8 protein-coding genes are annotated in these 23,901 nt (G+C 57.0%); all 8 read left to right on the top strand.

What is annotated here, in order from left to right:
* The first annotated feature begins 36 nt into the window (after positions 1 to 36).
* The 8 genes from C8C92_RS24150 to C8C92_RS24115 all read left to right on the top strand — a co-directional run bounded on the left by C8C92_RS24150 (position 37) and on the right by C8C92_RS24115 (position 23,900).
* Positions 37 to 7,308: a hypothetical protein gene (locus tag C8C92_RS24150; RefSeq protein ID WP_116745443.1), complete on the top strand. Its 7,272-nt coding sequence runs from the start codon at positions 37 to 39 to the stop codon at positions 7,306 to 7,308.
* Positions 7,278 to 7,586 (top strand): hypothetical protein, encoded by a 309-nt coding sequence (locus tag C8C92_RS24145; protein WP_116745442.1) that lies wholly within the window; start codon positions 7,278 to 7,280, stop codon positions 7,584 to 7,586. Before C8C92_RS24150 ends, C8C92_RS24145 begins: the two co-directional genes overlap by 31 nt.
* Positions 7,583 to 10,240: a DEAD/DEAH box helicase gene (locus tag C8C92_RS24140; protein ID WP_207781042.1), complete on the top strand. Its 2,658-nt coding sequence runs from the start codon at positions 7,583 to 7,585 to the stop codon at positions 10,238 to 10,240. Before C8C92_RS24145 ends, C8C92_RS24140 begins: the two co-directional genes overlap by 4 nt.
* Before the next feature lie 47 nt (positions 10,241 to 10,287).
* Positions 10,288 to 14,133: an AAA family ATPase gene (locus C8C92_RS24135; protein ID WP_243420343.1), complete on the top strand. Its 3,846-nt coding sequence runs from the start codon at positions 10,288 to 10,290 to the stop codon at positions 14,131 to 14,133.
* A gap of 551 nt (positions 14,134 to 14,684) precedes the next feature.
* On the top strand, positions 14,685 to 18,593 hold the full coding sequence (locus C8C92_RS24130) for a DEAD/DEAH box helicase family protein (protein WP_116745441.1): 3,909 nt from the start codon (positions 14,685 to 14,687) through the stop codon (positions 18,591 to 18,593).
* Positions 18,590 to 20,983, top strand: a complete 2,394-nt coding sequence (locus tag C8C92_RS24125) for a PIN domain-containing protein (RefSeq protein WP_116745440.1) — start codon at positions 18,590 to 18,592, stop codon at positions 20,981 to 20,983. The genes C8C92_RS24130 and C8C92_RS24125 overlap by 4 nt, the downstream gene beginning before the upstream one ends.
* Positions 20,980 to 22,059 carry a hypothetical protein gene (locus C8C92_RS24120; protein WP_116745439.1) on the top strand — a complete coding sequence of 360 codons (1,080 nt, stop codon included), beginning with the start codon at positions 20,980 to 20,982 and terminating at the stop codon, positions 22,057 to 22,059. The genes C8C92_RS24125 and C8C92_RS24120 overlap by 4 nt, the downstream gene beginning before the upstream one ends.
* Positions 22,056 to 23,900, top strand: a complete 1,845-nt coding sequence (locus C8C92_RS24115; RefSeq protein WP_116745438.1) for an AAA family ATPase — start codon at positions 22,056 to 22,058, stop codon at positions 23,898 to 23,900. Before C8C92_RS24120 ends, C8C92_RS24115 begins: the two co-directional genes overlap by 4 nt.
* Position 23,901 lies beyond the last annotated feature (1 nt).

Genomic DNA, 23,901 nt, shown 5'->3' with positions numbered 1-23,901 from the left:
AGAAGTAATCCGGTCCGACCGGCAACGGAGAAGAGCTTGGCAAAGTTTACAACTGATTACATCAATCTGATCGCGAGCAATCTCCGCGATCGCTACAAGACCGGCTTTCCGATTTTAAAAGAGCTGGTTCAAAATGCCGATGACGCTGGCGCGACCGCGCTGGGATTCGGGTATCACTCCGGTTTTTCCGCCTCCGCGGATCATCCGTTGTTGCAGGGGCCTGCATTGTGGATATTGAACAATGGACGCTTCCTGGCGAGTGACAGAGAGGCGATCCATTCCTTCGGGCTCAATGGCAAGGCTGCTGAATCCGGGGCCATCGGTAAGTTCGGGCTTGGCATGAAAAGTGTATTTCATCTTTGTGAAAGCTTTTTTTATGTCGCGCACGACGGTCAAAAGATATTTCGGGAAATTCCGAATCCATGGCTTCAGGATTCGGGGAGCTCAGCGATGCACTTGCAATGGGAAGACATCACCGAGCGCGACCTTGCTTGCTTGCGGGCTGTGGCCGATGCCCAACCGGAAGCCAAACCGGGGACGACCTGGTTCTTTTTGTGGGTGCCATTGCGCATGCATGCCCATATTGCGGTCGACGATGGCCGGGAAACGGCTGCGATCATCGACCGCTATCCAGGCGAGAGCGGCGGGCAAGATCTTGATTTTTTCACCGAACCCAATATTGATCAGCGCATAGGCGCTCTACTTCCGTTGCTGCGTAATCTGCAGCGGGTACGCTTTTGTGGAACTGCTACCTTGCGTGCATTCGATGTGCGACTGGAATTGAGTGCCGGTGCCAGACGCCTCGATCATGTAACGGATGGGGTGCAGATGGCCGGTGTGGTTTGCGATGATCGGCCAGATAACGAAAAGCTACATTTTCTGGCCAGGCAGTACGCTCCGGCACGCGTCGAACCATTGGCCCTGCTGCTGGATGCTCCTGGTTGGCCCAAGTCGATGGCAATGTTGGGAAATGGGAAGCGTGGCCAGGTGCCCGATAAGGCAAGACCGGAAGGTGCAGTACTGCTAGGACACGCTGATAAACGGCAAGGTCGGCTGATATTGCAGTGGGCCGTGTTCCTGCCCACTGAAGAATTGCGTTTCAGCTATGAGGCACGCATACCCAACAGCTTTCGCGAGTACCGCATTGTATTGCATGGCCAGTTCTTCGTTGACGCAGGTCGGCGCGGCATCGAAGACATGGAGGTGCTGCACCAGCCATATGAAACGCTGCCTGTCAATGCTCCGCAGTCTTTGGTGCTGCGCCGCTGGAACCAGACACTGGCGCAGGAAGTGGTTTTACCGCACCTGCTTGAATCATTGTCAGAGTATGTCGCTGCGCATCGACTCAAGGATGACGAGATTCGGGGGCTGACGCAGGCCCTGAAGGACTGTACGACAGCAGGAGATGTTGGAGGCGGCTCGTCATTCTTTGGCCTGTTTCGGAAACATGTATGCCGCGACCATGCGTGGGTGCGGCAGCTTGGTCGCACTGGTGCATCTTGGGATCTGGTGATACCGACAGTACATCGGTTGTTGCAATTGCCGCCTCCGGCAAACCGTGATCACGAACGGCCATGGAGAGCACTGCCCGGGCTTGCGGGCTTGCGCGACACTATTTTTGTCGACAGCACCGCCCCCAGACTGGTCGACTCGATGGACAATTGGGAACCCTCCATGGTGCTCGATGCGCTCGGTGTCTTGAGTGCGGAGACATTGAAGAGCGGTCTCGATCTTGAGTACCTGGTCCAGTTTCTAGAAATGGAGGCGGAGCGCGCATTGAAGACTGGTGACGTTCAGGACGCACTGGTTGACATGCTGCGCAAGGCTCTCCAGCAAGTGTCGCTGACAGAAGTCCGGCAAAATAGAAGTATTTTCAGACGACTGGTGTCGCTGCTGCCAGTGGAGCGGCGTTTCGCATTGGGTACGCGTGATGTCGGGGCGAAAGGTGCATTGTCTGACGCGACTTACCGCGAACTGGTGGCGCGGCCAACCCGGGCGTTGCTGCTGTCGGCCGATCTGGCCCCGGATAGTCCCGCAGGCACGGCGAGCGAGGCCGACCTCGACGAATGGCTTCAGGGCTTGGCCCGTAATATGGAAGTTCAGTCGTCAGAGATGGTCGCCGATGCGGATTCAATTTTGGCGGTAGCGGAGAGTTTGATCAAAGCGGCCGGCGATGTGTTCGCACAGACAGATTTACTGCGACGCAACACGTCGCTGCGTATTTTGAAGGCCATCGATGGCCGCAGTGGCAAGAACATTGCCGTATCGCTGTCCGAACTGGTTGCGATGAACCGGGATCGAAGGTTGTTTAAATTCAATACTCGCAATGAACCACTCAGCCTGATTCTTGATCTTTGCTTAGCATTGCCCGAAGCAAAAGTGCTGGCGGTGTTTGTATCGATCGCAAAATTTGTGGAGTCGGCTGCTGAAACAGGTGCCCATAAAGTTCCAGGGCATGAGGATGCATCGGCGATCTTTGCAGCGGTGGGCTGGACCGATGGAGCACCGTCGCTGGGAGGAAACGATGCACGCTCCAGGTTGCTTGCGGTGGCCGCCAGTGCTGATCTTGGCGATCCATCGATCGTTCGTGGGCTGCGCTACCTGCTGCACGGTTCGTCCCAGCACTATGGCGACACGTCATTGCTGTGGAAGGATCCATCAAGCCAGCAATCTCCATGGATAAAGCTATGGCGCATGGTGGGAGAGAGTACATGGAACGTCTTGCCCTATGACTTGTGCGCCATCATTGCGGATAGGTGCTCTAAGGCGCTACGGATCCAATCGGTCGATGAGGTTTCGGTATTAAATAAATTGAAGGTTTGTCGTGACTTCAGCCAGGTGCGGACCGACGATTTTTCAGTTGAAGATCTGGATCTGATTCTCGGGCGCGTTACCGACGAGATGGCGTGGCGCAATCTGCCGCTGCATCGCGATAACCTCGGTCGCTTCGGCCCGGTGGACGCATCTTGCCACCTTGGATCGGTGCCGCATTTGCCAGCAGGCATTGGAAACGATTTACGGTTCATCGAGCGCTCTGCAGATGAGGCGCATTATCGGCATCAGATCAAGTGGATTTCGCGCTGGACGCCAGCTATTGCGGCACAGGTCGTGTTGAATTCGTCGCATTATGCTCAGCACTGGCGCTTCCTTTTGGATCAACTCGACGTGGACAACGATTTGTGGAAGCATCCTTCGAACGAGTGGACGAGTATTGCCTGGCTGCCGTTAAAAAACGGACAGAGTATCGCTCTGGAAAGCCTAATCGATCTGAAAGGTCTTCAGCCAGACATCACAGAACTAGCCCGGAAGTGTGATTTTTCCTATGCTGGCCTGGATGACTTGGACGATGAAGTTCTACGGCATGCTGGATTTTCGCGTTTGAAGGAGCAAGTGGCGAGCGGCGAACAGGCCTTGCCGATTTTTGGCCAGATGATGTCCGCAGCCGGCCTTTCCATTGGGCACTCGCTGGCACACTTGCCTTCCGGTGGCGCAAACGTCTTGAGCATCTTGAGTCGCCTGAATAACTTGCCTGCATGGACTATCCTGGCAAAGGTCGCGAATTTGATCAGTGCAGAAGCGGTTACCATGCATTTGATGGGTGAAGTCGCCACGCAGCTGTCGACTGATCAAGCGCAGAGTGTGCTGGATGAATTCCAAGGGTTGGGTTGCGATGGTAAGGTGCGCGAGTTGTATTTGCTCTATTTGCAGGAGTGGTGCCGCAGCGGCTCTACGGCCGATATCAAGGACCGGCTGTCGGAAATGCCGCTTCTCTCCGCGGCAGGCACATGGCAGCCCGCAACACTGCTGGTGAGTGGCGTGTTCGGTGTTGAACCTGCCAGGCTACTGGATGAAAATGCGGCCAAAGTTCTGGGAAACTTGATTGTCACCAATAACGAGGCACCGCAAGATGCTCTGCTCAACAACCCTGCCATCCTTGATGGACAGGATGGCGCGACGCTCGGGCAAGACCTCGAGATTGCATTCGATTCGCTGCTTCAGAGCAGCGCCCAGGCAGCGGCCGGCGCAGTGATCGGGCTATTTGGCAGAGCGGCGACGGGACTGGCTACGACTTGGATGGGTGCTATTGCCTATGAGGATTATCTGAGTCATTTGGGATGGATAGATCCGGGTCACGAGAGTGGCTTTGATCAAAAGCCGAAATGGATGAGCGGCAAGACGGTGCTGCAGGCGATGGCGACGTTGAAACCGATACTTAAAATCTTGGCAGGAGACCGTGTCAATGTGCTGTCCGTCTTTGGGGAGCAGCTTGAGGTAACCATGTTGCCCGTCGATCAGGCGAAAACACTACTGGTGGGCAATGTGTGGTGGCAGGGGAGCAATGGGGTGATTGTTAGCGTGCGTCCGCCGGCAACTTTGCTTGATTGTGATCCCGGCGAGCAAAAAATCATACTTCAGCGGACCGCCGAGGATTTGCTTGGTCAGCTTTACAACCAGCCGCACGCTAATCTGTCTGGGCTTTGGGCGTTGTTCGAGAATGCGGATCAGGTGACTCTCGATGTGGCAAGGGCGATGATTCTTGATGGTTTGCCGCAATCGTTGCGCCAACTGGGCAGTGCCAGCAAAAACAAAAAAATTAGTGTGATGCTCAGCGACATGGACAGGGCGCGTCACGACCTGGCGAGTGCCAAAAATGCCCGCCGTGCTACTTCTGGCCCGCAAGACAACATCGACGAGGTACTTTTGAAGCTTGCCGGGTTGGTCGAAAATGATGACGAGGTTCAAGCGGCATTGCTTTCCGGCATACGAGAGCGTGTGTCTCACAACCAATACGAGGTTGACAGTATTCCGTTCGAGTTATTCCAGAATGCGGATGATGCTGTCTCTGAATTGCAGCAGATGCAGCAGGCAGAGGGGCGCCCGGACTTTGACTCTACGATGATAGGGCGTTTTGTGATGCAGCTCAGTCTTAGCATCGTGCGCTTCATGCATTGGGGGCGGCCGGTCAATTACGCCGGGCGTCATGCCAGCCATCGCCCTGATTTTGCCAATGATCTAGAGCGCATGCTGATGCTGGGAGCATCATCGAAGTCCGGCGAGGACGATGTGACGGGTAAATTTGGACTGGGTTTCAAGAGCGTACTGTTGGCAACCGACAGGCCACGTGTGTGGAGCGGTGATTTGTGCTTTGAAGTACTGGCAGGGTGTTTACCGCAGCGCTGGACGGCGAGCGCTGAAACACGGCAGTTTCAGCAAGCACAAAACTCCACTGGTGCGCTGGCGCGGCGCAGTACGCTGATTGAACTGCCTTTGGATGCTGATGGGGGGAGGGACAATCTTGCCCCCCGCTTCACCGCGCTGGCCGGGGTGGCCACGGTATTTTCGCGCCACATTAAACATATCGTGGTGGATGGCGTGTCGCATAACTGGTCACCCACCGTCGTGCTGAAAGCTGGTTTTTGTCGGATTGAAACTGGCGACGTGCAGTTGCCGACTAAAACGGGCTCCTTGCGATCGCGCTTGCTCGTCTTGTGCTCCAGGGACGCCACCATCGGACTGCGCCTGGATGCTACTGGCATCATTGCGTTCGATCATAATGCAAAGCATCCGGTGCCAGCAATATGGGTAACTGCGCCTACGCGGGGAACCGCTGCAAAAGGCTTGCTGATCAATGCTGCTTTCCACATCGATACAGGCCGAGCCAGTTTGGCGCTAGGTAAAACGGCTCAGCGCAATCGGAAATTGATTCGATCGATTGCGGATGATCTTACAGAGGTGATGGTCGCGTTGCAGTTGCGAGTGGAGCAGGACTGGCCTGCTCTTTCCGTCGAGCTTGGATGTTCTCAGCAAATTTCAGGGACAGGGTTTTGGTTTAGCCTTTGGAAGGTGCTTTTTGCTCAGGAACCGGGTCAGGATGCTGCAGAAGACTTGCTCTTAGTTGACGCATTCGTCGGGCGCTTGTTTAGCCGCACTGTTGGAAAGACCGGCAAGGTCGCGACGGGAATGGCTGGTGAAGCAGGTAATTTCATCGGGATCGCTCAATTGTGTCTTTCTCTTAAGCTTGAGCGTATGGGGGCGGTCGTGCCTGCACTGCGGGAATGGCCTGCTTTCCTCGCAGTGTATCCGGTCAATGGCTGGTGTGCCGAGGAAGTGCACGACTGGCTGCAAAGGTCGGGTTTGCGAGACGATCAGCCGCCCCCTCCCAAGCTCGATCCGGCAACCATTTTGCAAATACCGGCACTGGGGCAACTGAGCCCAGAACAGCTTGCCCATTTGGCTAAAGTCATGATGGTGTGGCCCAAGGGGTCTCTAGAAGACCTTGCTTGGGCGGACTTCGGAGATACAAGACTGCATACCAGATCTGGTTCTTGGATGCCGTCCAGATGCCTGCTTCATGGTGACGTGCCGCATTTTGATCTTTTGGCCCGATTTGTGCCGCAAAGTGTTCTGTTGGATGATGAGTATGACTGTAGCTCGCTTGAATGGCGGTTTATCCAAGGCCATTTCCCCAGATTTCATGCTGACTCAAGCAGTTTCGCAAACTGGTGCCTATTTGCTGTAGAAATGGACGCGCGATCGGCGGTGGTGCAATGGTTGCTGCGCAATCAGTATGAGCCGGTGATCGAATTGGTTCGCCGCCGCCGTTTTGAAGCAAGCTGGATCGTCGAACTCAATATGGAGCATGAGTTGCTGCAAGACTTGCCTGACGAGGACTGCTGCTCGTTGCTGGCAAAGCTTGGACTGCTGGATGACAACCTGGCGATCGACGAACCAGTGGTCGAGGTAATCGATTTGCACACCATCCATCGTTGGTGGCAGCAGGCGCGTGAATGGCATTTACCGGAATATGAGAAAAAGCTGTGGCCTGCTCGGGTTGACCGGATGTTGCTGGCTGAAGATCCCTATGATCGAACCGCATGGATGACCCTGTTCAGCTTGGCTATTTTTCGCAGATATGGCCGGACGACCGATGAACAGCATCGCGGTTTCCTGGATTTCTTGTATGCACGTGGCTGGTGGGAAACGGTGTGCCATGTGGCACCTGACGTGGCACCAGACGCCTGGATGAGTATTCTGCGCGAGTATGGGGAGAGCCAAATGTCCACACCTCTGTTCGAACAGTGGATGGATAGTTTTCCACGCCTGTACCGGGTGGCGCGATGGCTGGAGACTTATGTTCATCTGTTTCAAACGCTCGATATGCGTACTGAGAAAGAGGCTGCCGAATTGCTGTCGCCTGGGATGGATGCATCCATGAGCGGCTCTGGCATTGATGCGCCTACCCTCACTGGCATGCTGCGCTTGGGGGGAGCCTTGTCGTGCGCGAACTCCTTCGTGCCGAAGCGCTGAATTCGCCGCTGGCTGAAAGTCTGGCTTACATGCCGCGCAGCAGCCTGCTGACGCTGATGGAAGAGATGGGGTACGTTGAATTGCAGACCAGCCAGGACATTCATGCGGTTCTTGTCAGCGAACTGGGCGAGGACAATGCACGCTTCAACGGCGACTACGACATACCATTGCAATTGCTCGCTTCCAGCCCGCAATTGCAACAGAAAGTATTAGCTTGGGCGTGCGACGAGCAATGGGCCGACGACGAAGACGATTTCATCGAAGAGGAAGTGATATGAGTGACATGAAGTCCGCAGCACCAAAGGATGCAGCAGTCATGCATGCGCGTCACGGGCAAGGGACCGTCATGATGACGGATCGTGATACTTCCGTGGTGCGGTTTGCGCATGGCATCGAACAGGTGTTTACGATCGACTTGGTTGCCGTCACATCGGTGATGGCGGCAGCGAAAAAAGTAGACATTGCTTCGTCGTTGGATGTCGGGTTGAGGGTGCAGGCTGAAGCGGTGATGTCGGTCAATGATGCGTGGGGCGTATTCACGCGTTCGCGGATTTCCTTGCTACCCCATCAATTATGGGTGTGTCATCGTGCCCTTCGCAGCTGGCCATTGCGGCTGCTGATTGCTGACGATGTCGGGATGGGCAAGACGATAGAAGCGGGTTTGCTGCTTTGGCCATTGTTGGCGAGCAGAAAAGCTCAGCGTGTATTGATTCTTGCGCCGGCGAAGCTGGTAGAGCAATGGCAGTCCCGGATGAAAAAAATGTTTGATATTCGCGCTGCCGTGTATCACACGGACCTTGATAGCGAACGATCTGATTTTTGGGGAATTCACCCTATAGTCGTTGCATCGCTACCCACTCTCAGGGCTGATAGGCAGGGGCGCCACGACCGGCTGATTGATGCTGCTGCCTGGGATATTGTGATCGTAGACGAGGCACACCACTTGAATGCGGAGGAGGAATCGGGAAAAACGCTGGGCTTCGAATTGGTGGAGAAGCTTCAGCTTGCAGGCAAGGTTACTTCATGTGTACTTTTCAGCGGCACACCCCATAGAGGCAAGAACTATGGTTTTTGGTCGCTGATGAGCCTTCTGGATGCCGAAGTTTTTGGACCGAAAAAAAATGAGGCGTCCATGTTGGGTGCCTTGCCACGCTATTTGATTAGGAATGCTAAGCAGAAGGCGACCGACATGGACGGTAAGCTGCTGTTCAAGCCTGTGGAACAGTACCCTGAAACTTTCAGATATACCCAGCGGGAGGATGCGTTCTATACGCTTATGTCCGAGTTCATCGTGGCCGGAAAGGCCTATGCGACGTCGTTAGGCAGGCAAGAGGGTGGCCGCGTCATTCTGGTCTTGATCGCATTGCAAAAATTGGCGTCAAGCTCGATCGCCGCCGTAGTCGCAGCTCTCAAGACGCGGCAGGGACGACTGGCCAACGAGGCTGAGAAATCGAGAGCCGAACTGGAGTCAAATTTCGCTATTGAAGGTGAAGACGCGACACCAGAGTTCAACGAGTGGCTCAATGCTGGCAAGCTCGAACGGCTGCAATTGGTGGAGGATGAAGGTCGTCATCTCGGCGACCTGCTGGTAGCCGGTGAGGCTGTCGGCGAGGAGACCCGGATACTGCGGATCATCGATGTCATCAAGGAGCGGTTTTCAGAAGAACCGGTGTTGCTTTTTACGGAATACAAGCGAACGCAGGCTCTTGTGGTCAGCGCATTGTTGGCTGAATTTGGCGCTGGCTGTGTCGGCTTCATGAATGGGGATAACAGGCTGGCAGGCGTTCACCTGCCTGACGGTCGCGTCACTCAAATGGCTGCGCGGCGCGACGATACTTGTGATGCATTCAATGCTGGCAGGTTGCGGTTTCTTGTTTCCACCGAGGCGGGCGGCGAGGGAATCGATCTGCAGGAGCGATGCAGTGCGCTCATTCATGTGGATTTGCCATGGAATCCGATGCGTTTGCACCAACGGGTCGGTCGCCTGAACCGATATGGACAAACTCGTCCGGTAAAAGTCGTTTCGTTGCGTAACCCTGACACGGTCGAATCGATGATATGGGGCAAGCTCGAGGAAAAGCTCAATAGCATCATGCGCGCCATAGGCTCTGCGATGGACGAACCGGAAGATCTGATGCAATTGGTCCTGGGGATGAGCGGTGAGGGTATGTTCCAGCAATTATTTTCCGGTGCCGCAGGTATCAAGCGGGAGAAACTGGATGCGTGGTTCGATCAGACTTGTGGCACTTTAGGTGGAACTTCTGCCATTCAGGCGGTAAGGGATTTGGTCGGCCATGCCGAGAGCTTTGATCTGTCTGCGTTGAAAGATGTGCCGCCGGTGGATCTGCCCGATTTGCTACCATTTTTTCAAAATATTCTTATTTTTAACCGGCGACGCCCAAAAGTGGAAGGGTTGGCGCTGTCTTTCAAGACACCTGACGATTGGCTGACTAGTCATGTCATCAAGCGTTCTTACGATAATCTGCTCTTTGACCGGAAGGCGCAACCTAGCGCGGGTGATTTAATGGGTATCGGACATCCTCTGATGGAAAAGGCGATAAACCAGTCGGTTCGTCTTGACGGTGCTTTTTGCATTGTCGACGGCCTTAAGGCATCTGTCCTAGTGATTGAAGTATCCAGCCTTGTGACCGATTATGCGGGCCAGTCGCGGCGCATTGTTGCTGGTATCACAAGCCATGAAAATGTTTTTGTACTGTTGCGTGATTGGCAAATCTTGCGGATAGTGAATCAATGCAACCTCAAACCAGACGTTCAAACACTTGCCGTCGATGACGTGGAGACGGCGCCGTCGGCGTGGCTGTCAGCAGCGATGGCATCTGCGCCATCGCTGCTCACCCAAATTGAATTGCAATTTGAGTCCGTGCTGATCAAAGAGATTGCTTTGCTTTGGTCGCCCGGATCGAAGATCTGAAAGTAATTTTACGCCAACAAAATCGAAACCATTCGGTAAGGAAAAACATGATTCAAGGTGCCCGCAGTCTGCCCGTTCAACATCTGACTATTCGCGTGCCTTGGCACGACTCAGGCTGGAAGGGCAGCATCTGCCAGCAGTGCTGTGCGAATACGAGTTGCACGGTGCTGCCGCGAATTGCTACAGGTCGCGACGATGCATTTGAAACCCTGCACGCTGGAAAAAGTATCGAGAATTTTGAGCGCGCACAGCTTCCCCCCTGCGTGGATGAACATGGTACTTTCATGGCAGCGTTTCCACTGTCAATGCAGAAGAAGCACCCTTACGCGGAAAGCGCCACTACCACCCATGGCCATTTTACTGATACTCCTTACACAATCCGCCCCTACTCTGCGGCGGGAATTCCGTTTCGATGGATGTTGCGCGAGAAGGTAGAGGGAAATGATAAATACGGGGTAAGTAGCCTAAAGGACACTCTGCAGATTGCGTATCAGGCAGAGCGTGAACCGGATCTCACCTTGAACAAAGGTTGGGAAAAAGACAGCAAGACCTGGGTCCAGGAAGGGGCTAACCAGAGCATTATCTTGGATACCTTTTTCAGTGTTGCTAAGCCAAATGAATCGTTGGTGTTCTTCTATGCCAAACGCACGCCGCTAGTTGAAGATACCCGTCGCGTGATCGTTGGCGTGGGCCGGGTCAAATCGGTAAGTGCTCCGATCGAATACCGCTATGTTGGTGGCCCCAGACCTGCAGGCAAAATCAGTGGCTACCTATGGGAGCGGAATGTTGAGCATTCGATCCGCCCTCAGGGGCGAGATGGCTTTCTGCTGCCATACCAACAGCTGCTGCTGGCCGCTGAAACGGACGAGTCCATTGATCTTGCCGCCTGTACAGCTTTCGCACCGAATGAATACTTTGGCAGCTACTCTTACGGCACCGAGCACCTCGCACATGATGGAGCCATCTCATCCCTGCTGGCCATCGAGAAAGCCATCAAGGCGATGCGCCAACATTTGGCTGACGCACCTTGGAACGAGTATCTGGAATGGATCGATGCCGAGCTGAACCGGCTATGGAGAGTACGCGGAGCCTTCCCCGGACTGGGCGCCGCACTGAATGCATTTGGATTTCCTCATGGCAATCTTCTTGCATGGTATTTGGTCAGTCAGGGGGATGATAAATTTGATCCATGGCCAGCTTTGACTGACGTTCTGAAGAAGCCGGACAGCCTGCCGGAGTATTTACGCGACGGCATTGGCGACGCCATGCGCAAAAAATGGGACAAGCTGCCGCAAGAACGTCGTGCTCTGCTGATGCTGTTGGCACGCTTCAACCTCACTGATGCGCAAACCTTGCGCTGGTATCAGCCGACTGAGCGCGAGAAGGTGAACATCGCCATCAATGATGCGGCAATCCTGGCGAACCCCTACCTTGTGTACGAGGACGACCGGCTACAAACTGATCCTATTGCTTTCGAAATAGTGGACCGTGGACTTTTCCCGGTTGAGTCGATTCGCGCAGATTTCCCGCTGCCAGAACCAAGTCGCGTGCGTGAAGCAATTGACCAACGTCGTGTACGCGCGGCGATGATCCTTACACTGGAAGAGGCGGCGTGTAACGAAGGGCACACTTATCTGATGGCCAACTGGGTGGTGCAGCGCATTCGAGACCGCGCGCTGCAGCCGGAATGCCCGCTAGACCTGGATGCGCTTTCAATCATGGAAGACTGTCCGTTACTCAAAATTGAACTTATCCAGGACAAGGATGGCGTTGTGGCCTACCAACTGGATCGTTACGTCAAAACTTCCGCGCTGATCAGAACCAAGATCAGCAAACGCAAGACCCGCAAGCCAAAAGCCGGTGAGCACAATTGGGCAATGCTGGTTAATACAGCGATTGATGCAACCAGGGATGAATGCGTCCCCAAAACGAAGCCCGGCAAGCGCGACCTTGAAGCCAGGAAAGAGAAATCTGCCGCCCTGGAAGTGCTTTATAGATCTGGGGTTTCAGTGCTCATGGGTGCTGCTGGCACGGGCAAGAGCACGCTGCTGAAGGCATTATGTAGCATTGACAGCGTCAAGAGTGGGGGTATCCTGTTGCTGGCACCCACCGGCAAGGCGCGCGTCCGGCTGGAGCAGACAAGCGGCATGGCTGGCCAGGCAAAAACCGTCGCGCAGTTTTTAAATGGACTGGAGCGTTACGAAGGAAAGACTGGACGCTACTATGTCAACGACAAGGCCGATACTTCTGCTGTGCATGCCACAGTCATTATTGATGAGTGTTCTATGCTCACCGAAGAGCAACTAGCGGCGGTGCTGGATGCGGTGGAAAAAGTTGATCGGCTCGTTCTCGTGGGTGATCCCAATCAGTTGCCGCCGATAGGCGCCGGTCGCCCGTACGTCGACATCGTCAATTACCTGAAACCGGCGAACATAGAAAGTCTGCATACCCGTGTTGCAAGCTGTTTTGCTGAGCTGACAGTGACGATGCGTCAAGACGCAGAAGACGGCGTTGTGCGTGATGACGTGCTGCTTGCGCAAGCCTTCAGCGGACGCCCATTGGATGCGGGAGCAGACGAAATATGGCATACCGTTGCAATGGGGCAATCGAACTTCGTGAAGTTGGTCCGCTGGAACAAACCGGACCAGCTTCATCAATTACTTCTGAGTGAATTGAAAACCGAACTGAAGCTGAAATCAATTTCTGATGAGGTAACATTCGAATGCTCTCTCGGAGGCGTTTATTCGGAATACGACGGTGGATCAACCGTATTTTTTAACACCCAGTACGGAGATCGACCGGGGGCATCAAAGAAGGCGGAAGCCTGGCAGATACTGTCCCCTGTTAAACAATATCAGGCCGGCGTCACGGCGATCAACCGGGCCTTGCAGCAACATTTCAGGAAGACCTTCCTCAACATTGCGTCGCAGACCGGATGGAACAAAAAAATCCCTAGCCCAGCAGGTTCTGAAGGGATCATCTATGGCGACAAGGTCATCAACGTCGTCAATAGTAGCCGGCGCGAAATTTATCCAAGTAAGGATGATGCTTATGTCGCCAACGGCGATATAGGCATCGTCACAGGCCATCGGAAGACTGCTGCCAAAAAATGGAAACCGTATGAAATCGAAGTTGAGTTGGCCTCGCAGCCTGGATTTTCTTATAAGTACAAACCATGGGAATTTGATTCGCAGGAAGGTACGCCCCCTCTGGAGTTGGCCTATGCCCTGACGGTGCACAAGACCCAGGGTAGCGAGTTCGGCACCACCTTCGTGGTGATCCCGAATCCGTGCCGTAACCTGACGCGCGAGATGCTGTACACAGCTCTGACAAGACAAAAAAATAAAGTCATCATCTTGCATCAGGGCGACTTCAAGGAAATGAGGCATTACAGCCAGGAGGCAGCGTCAGAAATCAACCGGCGCATGACGAACCTGTTTGCACCGTCTTCTCCGGTGGAAATAAAGGTGCGCAACAAATCTGTTTTCCTTGACGAAAAATTGATCTACCTGACCGAAAACGGAGATCTGGTGCGTTCAAAATCAGAGTGGATCATTGCGGACAAGCTGAGAGCTGCGGGGATCAAGTACCAATACGAGCAGCCGTTAATGCTTGATGGAATTGAGCGTTTCCCTGATTTTACGATTCGAGACGACGATTCAGATACGGTCTGGTACTGGGAGCACAATGGCATGCTCTCGAATGACGAGTACAAGAAACGTTGGCAACGAAAGGAAGCGGGGTATCACAGGGCACGGATTCTGCCTCCACCGCTGCCGCAGGAAGGCGACGAACGAGAAGGCACGCTACTTGTGACTGAAGAGCACGAAGGTACCGGGTTGGACCTAAATGCGATTATCTCTAACATTAACCTGATTCTTAGACGTGTTTGATACATACAGAAATAAATTTTACGATTGATTGTTGGCGCCGACCGAAAACTGACCCAGCGGGGGGGCGGCGTAATACTTGGACTACTTTTGCCTAATTATTCGGCGGGAGAGCAATGCGATCCGCCAAGGCACGATGCCGCCGCCGCCGCCGCCGCTGGTGGTGTTTTTCGACGGCGTCGACTTCTGGCTGGCGGATACCACCGCTTCCACGCCTACGCGCGGCTGGCTTCTACCAAGTAGGGGCCGAAGTGTGCCCGGCTCGCGACGCGCTGCGGTGCTGTATTCGATTAGCGCCTGCTCCGCATTGGCCTTGTCGAATTCTCCGGCCAGAAAAAGGGGCCGTCGAACGCGGCGCGCAGGGCGTATTTCAATTCTTCCGGAACCGGCGGTGTGCCGCATCTACGATAAAAATGGTTGGATTGTCCGCCGTTTAACCACGCAAATCTGCAAGATTGCTATTTAAGCAGCGCAGGTTGTAATTTGTGAAAAACGGATAGTCTTGAGGTCCGATTTCCTGTTTATAATAAGTTTTTTCTTTTAGGCAATTTTCGATGGGTGACGCCGCTATTCCAGTGCGCGCAGAATTCCTGTACTGGGACTGCACCAATGCTCCCAGCGCCAGGAAAGATGTCCGTGACAGCATGCACGCGAGCCTGAGCGCTTTGGCAAAACGGTACCGCCGTGGCGGGTTTATGCCCGGATGCGACACCGTGGAGCAAATGCTTGACGGCGTATTTTCGCTATTGCTGCCCGAGCGGCGGCCGGTCGATTTTCTTGTTTCCAGGCTTGGTGAGGACCAACTTATGTTTCGCCCGGCAGTATCTCTGCCGAGTCATCAAGGCGCGTGGCCCGACGGTATCGTGTTGGCATTACGGGGACGGGTGGATCGGCGCGCGAAAATGCTGCGCGTGAACGGCTTGGTCAGCCTGCATGACCACCATGCACGCGATTTCGAACAAACAGTCACAGTCGTGCCTGTGCGCGACAGCATTCAGGCGCGCAATCCTGCAGATAACCTGCTCGCTTCGACTTGGTTCGATTCGTTGCTGTCGATGGGGGAGGTTACCAGCACCAAGCTCCAGGAGTGGAGCGACTACCTCGAATGGAAACGCAATCTCATTGATGCTGGAGTTGCTGGCGCGCGCTACGTGTCGCGCTCCCTGGAAATGGACGGTACCTGGACGTTTACCACTGTGCTGGACGATTCGCCCAAACGCAAGTCGATCGAGAAATCACTGAAAAAACGCGATCTGTGCGCCTTTTCGCTCGATCACTCGGAAATGCTGTGGGAACTGAAGTGGGCGGATACGAAGCGCGGTACCCGTTGCTCTCTGGGGGAGATGCATGGTACGCCGACATCTGCTGTCAACGCCGAGGCTTTGCCGCTTGAACTGCAGGAGGCGTTGCCGGCGGCCGAGTTGCACCTGTATCGCTACCTCCTGTCCGACCTTGATAAAGTTGAGTTCGAGAAACTCTGCGAACAGCGCGGCGTGGAAGACGCCTGTAAGACCATGGAAGCGCGCGTCCCCGAACAGGGCTTCATCGCTACCAATGCCGAAGGGGATCGCTCGCTGGTCAAGCGCCAGCAGGGCGAGATCAAGGAATTGCGCGACAACCCGGGGCAGGCGCCATTTCTATCGGCCTACTTGTTCAATATTCGGCGGGCACAGCCGCCCGCTGAAGACGACGACATCGGCGCAGACGGGTGGCTGCGCGAGGGTATGAACGCCGACCAGCAGGCGGCAGTGCGGATGATGTTGAATACGCGCGAGATTTCCTTGATCCAGGGGCCGCCCGGAAGCGGGAAGACCACAATGATCGCCGAAGCGATCTACCAACTGACGCGTCGGGGGAAAAAGGTGCTGCTGGCATCACAGGCCAATTTGGCGGTCGATAACGCGCTAGAGCGTCTGTCCGATGTGCCCAGCATCCGGGCCATCCGCCTGGGAACCAAGGCTGATCAGACTCAGCCTTTCGCGGAGTCGAACGCGGCGACCAGCTATTGGAAAACCGTCGCAACGGCTTGCCAAAAGCGATATGTGGGCGCCTGGGATGCAGACGAAGCGCGCATGCAGGAGTTACGCATGCAGGTCGACCAACTGGTGCTGTTAAGAGACGACATGGCCGTCGTCTTAGAAGGCCGTAGCAAAGCCAGCGAACGCGTGGCAACAGCTGCCGGGTCCCTGACGACGGCACGTCAGTCCCTTGCAGATGCGCGGAAGGAGCACGGCCTCCTGGAAGACGCCCGCCATTTCCTGCGCTGCGTGAATGACACCGATGCGCTTTGGAGTGGCTGCCTTTCGCCATGGCTGTGCGCGCCTTTGCATGCGCAACTGAGCGACGCAAGGCGCTTACTCGATGGCGCAGGCGTCCTTGCCGGTCAACCGTTAGGCATGCTGGATCCTTTGGCCGTGGCTGCGCAATCGCAGGATATGTTCCTGTTCGCCCGCCATCTCGTTCGCCTGGTTCAGATGGTGCCCGGCATTCGTAACGAGATGCAGCGGCTGACGCAAAACACATCCGGGCAGCTACTGACTGCAGAGCAGGAACGTCGGATCTACTGGTTGAAAGAAGAAAAGACCCGCCTGATCCACTGCTTTGCCAGCGGCGACTGCGCGCCCGACCTGCAAACGCGCATGAATGCCTGTAGTGCCGAACTACGCGCGCTCGAATTGTCCGGTGGCTTGGACCGGGACTGGTACGCGCGCGTGTTCCGGCCCGGCCAGGATGTGTTCGACAAGGCAGCGACGCCTGCCCAGATTGCGAACCGTTTGGAGCGTGGAGCGGCGGCAATTGCGGCTGCGCAGGTGCTACTGGCACAATGCTTGGAACATGCGCAAAGCTTGATCGAGAAGACGGCTGAGGCAGCAGGGGGAGATGCGAATTTGTCGGGATTGGTAAGTGAGGTCGCACAGGAAGAGCGCCATTTGCGCGACGCCCATTTCGATGCCGAAACCGGGCATCGGCATCTGGAGGCAGTCCTGGCACGCCTGCGCCGGATGGTACCTGACCTGCCCGTTTCAAGCGACATGGCGCAGAAAACGTGCGAAGACATACTGCGTCTGGCCCGGGAATCGTTCGCTGGTTGCATCGCAGCCCGGCAGCAGAATGAAAGCGTGCGCACCGAGTGGGCGCCGATCTTGCACGAATGGATCTCCAGCCTACAGAAGAGCGCGTCCGGTGTCGCGAGCGGCTATCTGGGTGATACGTTCAAACAGAACTGTAATGTGGTGGCGGTGACCTGCAATGAGTCGCGCCGGACCTTGAACGATGCCGGCCACCACAGTTTCGATGTGGCGATCATCGACGAGGTTAGCAAGGCGACGCCGCCCGAACTGTTGATGGCAATGTCGATGGCGCGGGCGATAGTGCTGGTGGGCGACCACCGCCAGTTGCCCCCGGTATTCAAGGAAGGGGGCTCTGCACAGGAGTTGCTCGAGGAGATGGAAGAACAGGCGGCTGAAGGTGACGCGCAGGAGCGGCAGGAAGTGGCGTTGACGGCCGAGAACATCAAACGCTACGAGCACTTGGTATCGGCCTCGCTGTTCAAGCAGCATTTCGAAGACGCCGCGCCATCACTCAAGGCCTTCCTGTTGACGCAATACCGAATGCATCCGCAGATTATGGATGTCGTCAATAAATTCTACGAGAATCGCTTGAAGTGCGGCCTGGCGGACCCCGACGGCCGGCTCCCTGGCACGCGCAAGCAGGATGTGCGGCTGCATGGGCTGACGCTCGATGGTCCTGGTGGCGCAGCATATTTGTCCCCGGACCAGCACGTCCTTTGGGTCGATTCGAGTCTGACGCCGGCGGGAGAGCCGGCCCTAGAGTCGAAGAGCCTCAGCGGAGGCAAGTCGAACCATACCGAGGCAGCGCTCATCGTCAAGATGCTGCGCGACCTAGATGGCGCCTGCCACGCCCAGGGTTACGGTGTGGGTGGCGTCGCGAAAAAAGATGTCGGCGTGGTCAGTTTTTATAACCTTCAGGTCCGTATCATCAAAGATTTGATGGGCAAAGTCACCCGTGGTGCTCAAGCATTCAAGGCGATCAAGGTCGAGGTCAATACCGCCGACAACTACCAAGGCAAGGAAAAGCCCATTATTCTGGTTAGCCTTGTGCGTAACCCGCCGCACCGGCTATCCGGCAAGGCCAATACGGCGCGCTTCGAACGGATTAACGTGGCTTTTTCGCGGGCGCAGGAGTTGCTGGTGATCGTCGGTGCCGCCGAGAAGTTCCGCAATTATCCAGTAACGTTGCCGAACCTTGACCGCCAGGGGCAGACCACCAAACACGTGTATGGCCAGATACTGGACGAAATCAGTCTCGGCGGCGGCTTCCTGCACCCGATGCAGGTCATCGAACACGATGCATACAGGCAACTTGTTCCTGGGGCATGCACGCCGCATGCACCGCATGCGCCGCGTGACCGGCGTCCATCCAACAAAAGGAAGCAACCATGACCGGAACCGTTCGCCTGAACTTGGGCGTGCCCGTGCAACGCTTTAGCGTCACCGTGCAACATGCGACGCCGCGCGTGCCGAACGCCCTTGAAGCCGCGCTCATCCACATATTGGTCAGACTGGGCGGCTTGCCGCACTATAGCGAGCGTACGCTCGTGCACATGTTCACCGAGATGCTGTGTATTCCGCAACCGGCGTTGTGGCTGGCGCCAATGCTGCAGGAACTCACCGATATTCGTCTGCTTACTTGCAAGCGGAACCTGGACGATGTCAGTGCGATTGTATTGGGCGATCTTGCTTTGACTGAACGAGGCCAGGTAATGATCAGCAATGGCAAGCTGTTGGGACGTCCCCAGCTTATCAAGTTCGCCTGGTGCTGGGACCCGGTCGCGCTGGAAGTGCGCAACGCGCAGCATTGGGACCGGCTGATCAAACAGGCGCCCGCGCTGGCGCTGCCAGCTGATTTTTATCAGGACATGTTCCCGATGGACGCTTTTCGGGTGGACCTGGTCAGCGCCTCTTGGTATCGCGATGGCGAGACGGAGATCGAGGCGGTCACGGTGTCAGTCGGGTCCGAGGTAGGCTGGGAGCTAGTCAGCGTGGATGCAGTACTGGAGGGTACGCGCCTGGCGTGTTCGACGGCGCGACCGGCAGTGCACCAGTACTTGCAGGACCAGAGAGACCCACAGATCACAGGCCGGCTAGCGGCCGCTATGTTCGGCGAGGCCTATGCCGATTTCGATGATTGGGAGCAGGTCATCTCGTCTGACAGCGAGCGCTTCATTAGCCTGGCACAGCTCGCCGAGCGGCTCGGAGTCGCGCCCGAGGCGGCATTCGACAATGTTGCCCTCAATCTATTCGACGGGATCGAGGAAGCTCCGGCCGGCGGTTTGCGAGTGCACTATGCCGACACCAGCGAGCCCCCCGAGGCGGAGCTAGGTGCGGAGGGCGAATACATCATCGTCAGCGGGCAGGCAATGTTGGCATCCGAGTGTAGCGTCGTCGTCGATGGCCATACTTGGCGCCTGTGCCGCGTCGCGGTACAGATCGGCCGGGCAACGGTGGCGGTACCGGTGGCGTTGCAGGTGCAACGCAGCCAGTCCGTGGCCGATGCCGCGCTCGCGCACTCTTTGTTGGAAACGCGCCAGGCCACGCAGATCGGTGCGGCACTGAGGCTGGATGCAGCCACGGCCTGGCCCGTGTTGTTGCACGGCCTGCGCGGTGCAAATCGTGGCAAGGCATGCTTAGACGTGGTGCTGGCATGGATGGTGGAGATGGTGCGGCACAACCCCCGCGCCGCCGCGGTTCTGGACCGCACTGTGTTGCAGGACGTCTTTGCGCAAGCGCTGCGCGAACACGGGCGCATCGACGCGGCCGGCGAACTGACCACCTGGCGCATTGCTCTGCAGGCACTTGAGCCGCCCGTGCCACGCGCTGCGCTGGAGCAGTTGCTGGAAGCTGCGTATCCCGCCGTCAGTATCGTGGCACTGCACGGGATGACTGGCGAGGCCCGCCTGGTCGCAAAGGATTACTGCATCCCGTACAGCCCGGCCAGTTATGGCAAGCCGCTGGTGGCGGAACTGTTGGCACTTGGGAGTCTGGATGGGGTGGAGCGCGCGCTGCGCAATCCGAATCCGTTCGAGCGCCAGTTGCGCGCCGTGTGGAGGGATGGCGTGGCGCTTGGGCGCCTGCTCGGTACGCCGTTTCCGGTAACGGCGCCGGCGCCGCAAACCATGGAGAAAATCCTGCGCGAACGTAAAAGCGATGCCTGCATTGGCGCCATCGGGCAATGGCGCGAACTTCTGGACGGCTTGTACCGGCTGGCGCAGGTCGACGTGCCGGAGCCGGCCAGCCCGCTGGAAGCAAGCCGCATCAGCCTGCAGGCGTGGGAAGAGGAACTTGTGCGCGCCGCTGCCAACGCGTCGGGTCATTTCGATTACGTGTTTGTCTCCGACACGAACGCGCTGATCAACCTGCCGGAACTGCCCCTGAAAATGACAGGGAATGTCCTGCTGGTCGTGCCGCAGGTCGTGCTGGACGAACTTGACCGCAAGAAGCGCGATCCCGCACTGACGCAGGTGTGCAACCGGGCGGTGCGGCTGTTACTCGAGATGCCAGCCGCGCGCCGGCGCTTCGAGGAGAGCGACCTGGCGCGCCTGCCGGCCGACTTCGAGGACTCGCCCGACAACCGCATCCTGTCGGTTGCAATGAAATACCACCATCCAAACCTGCGCCTTGTCACCGACGATACCATTCTGTTTGCCAAGGCGGAGAGCATGAAGATTATCGCCGTGAAGATCGATCGCTTTGGCGCCAGCCATGCAGCGCGCGCGCAGCCCCCACGCCAGGGCGGCAAGCCCGGCCAACACAAAAAAGGACAAGCCGCATGAGTCATTCAGCCGAATATGAGTGGCGCCAACGCCAGGAAGACCGCCGCCGCCAGCACCTGAGCCGTATCCGCGCAGTGACGGCGGAATTCGTCACGCGCTACGAAAGCGTGCTGGACGATTTGCGCCGGCAGGGCCTCGACACGGCCACCCCTGCGGAGTTCGCGTCGCTGTCGCGCCAAGTGTCGGAACTGCGTCAACTGCTGTTGAGCGACCCGGAACGCGCACGTGCCCTCAGCCTCGCGCTTGGCAACGAAGTGCATGCCTTGCCGCGCTTGGCACGCCAGGCGCGTCAGCATGCCGACGCGCAGGCGGCCCGGCGGTGCCAGGAACTTGGCAGCGAGCTTGTCTCCGTACTGGAGCAGACATTTCGGTCGATTGCCGATCCGGTGGTGCGCGATTTCGCGTACGTTGCCGCCGCAGGCATCGAAGCGGAAATCAAGGCGCGCGTTGCGCAGGGCGCGCAACTGGAAAGCTTCCATGCAAAACTGACCTCGCGCATGACGCAGATTGTCGCCCAGGCCGAGGCGGATTCAGTCCAGTGGAAGCGCGTGCAACTCAGCGCGCAAAAAGACGCGGTACGCGCCGACGTCGTGGCCGATGTCACAGCCGTCGCTGGCGCACAGACGCGTCTGCAAACCGCCATCGACCAAATCCTCAGCTACGACGATGCCGGTTTCGATGCCGCCGTCGAAGCCGCACTGGCCGATGCCGACCGGGCCGTGGTGGACGAGGAATCGCGCCGCGCGGCGGTACGGGCAGTGTACGAGTCGCTGATGCAGGCCGGCTTTGCCGTTGACCAGCCGTACCTGGAGGAGGGCTGCGGCGGCAGTGTCGTGGTCAGTGCGCGCAAGCCGTCCGGCGGCCATGCCCAGTTCAGGATTGGCGCCGAAGGTGGGCTGGTCTATAAATTCGACCACTACGAGGGCGCCGCCTGCAAGCAGGACTTACAACAGGTTTTGCCAATGCTGCACGATATTTACGGAATCACGCTCTCTAGCGAGCGGGTGTTGTGGGATAACCCGGACCGCTTGTCTCGTGACGCGCGTCCGCTGGACGACCAAGAAGCGCAGCGATGAGCGAGCGCAACGTACCTTTATGGCTGCAAAACCTCACGCGCCAGGCCGGCATTCGCCGCGCCGTCGTCTTGCACGGTAACACGCTCGACATCAGTCTCGATCCGCAATCGGGCCAATACATCGGTGTACCTGACCTCGCGGGCGCGGCACTACGTCAGGCCGGATTTGACCAGATCGTCCTGTGGAATCGTACGGACGGCATGCGTGGCATTTCGGCCGAGCAGCAGCAAGCCTTGTATGCCGACGCAGCTGGACCTGCGCCGGCCAGGCCGTCTGGCGCAGGCACGTACGAGATGGGTGCGCCCGTGGCCGTGGCAGCGCCGAAAGCGGTCGATCCCTTAGATTTTTTCCGTCTGGTCCAGCAACGCATGTGCCGCCCGACGCGTCAGCGCACCGCGTTTATTATCGAATGGTCGCAATATTTGTTTGGCAACGCCAATGGGTTGAGCGAGGCAGAGCGCCAATGGCTCCTGTTGTTGACCACGGCCACCGCGGTGCCAGTCGAGATCGATACCGACAACCTTGGCCGACCTTCTGATTTGCTGGTTTTTGTGTGCACCCGCAGCGCGGCTTTGCCGCCGTCTTACATCCACGGCAATCCGGCGCTGGCCGAGATCATGGTGCCCCATCCGACCCGCCCCCAGCGTGAAGAGTTTGTCAGGCGCAACCTGGACCGATGGTTCCTAGACGAGCCCCTCGTGCCGGGCCAGGCGGCCTTCAACGATTTCATCGATAGTCTCGAAGGCCTGACGTTGCGCGACATGCAGCAGTTGATCAAATTGTCACGACAGACGGCGCCGGAGCGCCTGAAACCGGAAGCGCTGTGCAACCTGTACAAGTTCGGCGACCGCAGGAGCCCGTGGGAAGAACTGAGTCGTGACAAGCTCCGGTCGCTGACCGATCTCATCGGCCAGCGCGTGATCGGCCAGGCACAGGCCGTTGCCAAAGTCCGTCAAGTGATTATTCGGGCCTTCACAGGCATGAGCGGTTTGCAACACTCGCGCAAGCAGCGCATGCCTAAGGGCATCCTATTCTTTGTCGGACCAACTGGTGTTGGCAAAACGGAACTGGCGAAGGCGCTGGCTGGTTTCCTTTTCGGGGACGACGAGGCCTGCGTGCGTTTCGACATGTCCGAGTTCAACCACGAGCACAGCGACCAGCGCCTAGTCGGCGCGCCGCCCGGGTATGTGGGCTACGAGGAGGGTGGCCAGCTGACTAATGCCGTCAAGCGCCGTCCCTTCTCTGTGCTGCTGTTCGACGAGATCGAGAAGGCCCATCCGCGCATCCTTGACAAGTTCCTGCAAATCCTGGAAGACGGGCGCCTGACCGACGGCAAGGGCGAGACGGTGTCGTTTGCAGAGTCGGTGATCATTTTTACGTCGAATATAGGCGCTGCCACGATTCCGGACGATGGTGCGTCGGAAGAGATCCAGCAACAATTTATCGCTGCCGTGCGTCGTCATTTCGTAGAAGACATGAGGCGTCCGGAGTTACTGAACCGGATTGGCGACAACGTCGTGCCGTTTAACTTCATCAAGGGCAGCAACTTCCTGGTGAATATCGCGCGTGCTAAACTCGAGCCGCTGCGTCGTGGCCTCAACGAAAAGTACGGTGTCGTCGGATTGCATTTTGTCGATGAAGCCGCGGCCTTGACGGCAATCGCGAGCAAAGTGGAGTCGCGCAACGGTGGACGCGGAGTGCTGACCGCACTCGAAAAGTACCTGCTCGACCCGCTTGCCGAATATTTGTTCGACCAGGGCGTGGATCCGCACTTCGCCCGTGGCAAGGTACTGCAAGTGCACCAGCGCCCGGGTCCCGAATTCCTGTTCTTCCTGGACTGAG

It is taken from the genome of Janthinobacterium sp. 78, assembly GCF_003096775.1.
Taxonomy (GTDB): domain Bacteria; phylum Pseudomonadota; class Gammaproteobacteria; order Burkholderiales; family Burkholderiaceae_D; genus Janthinobacterium; species Janthinobacterium tructae.
Note: the sequence above shows the minus strand (reverse complement) of the source record. Positions and strands in the feature narration are given on the sequence as shown.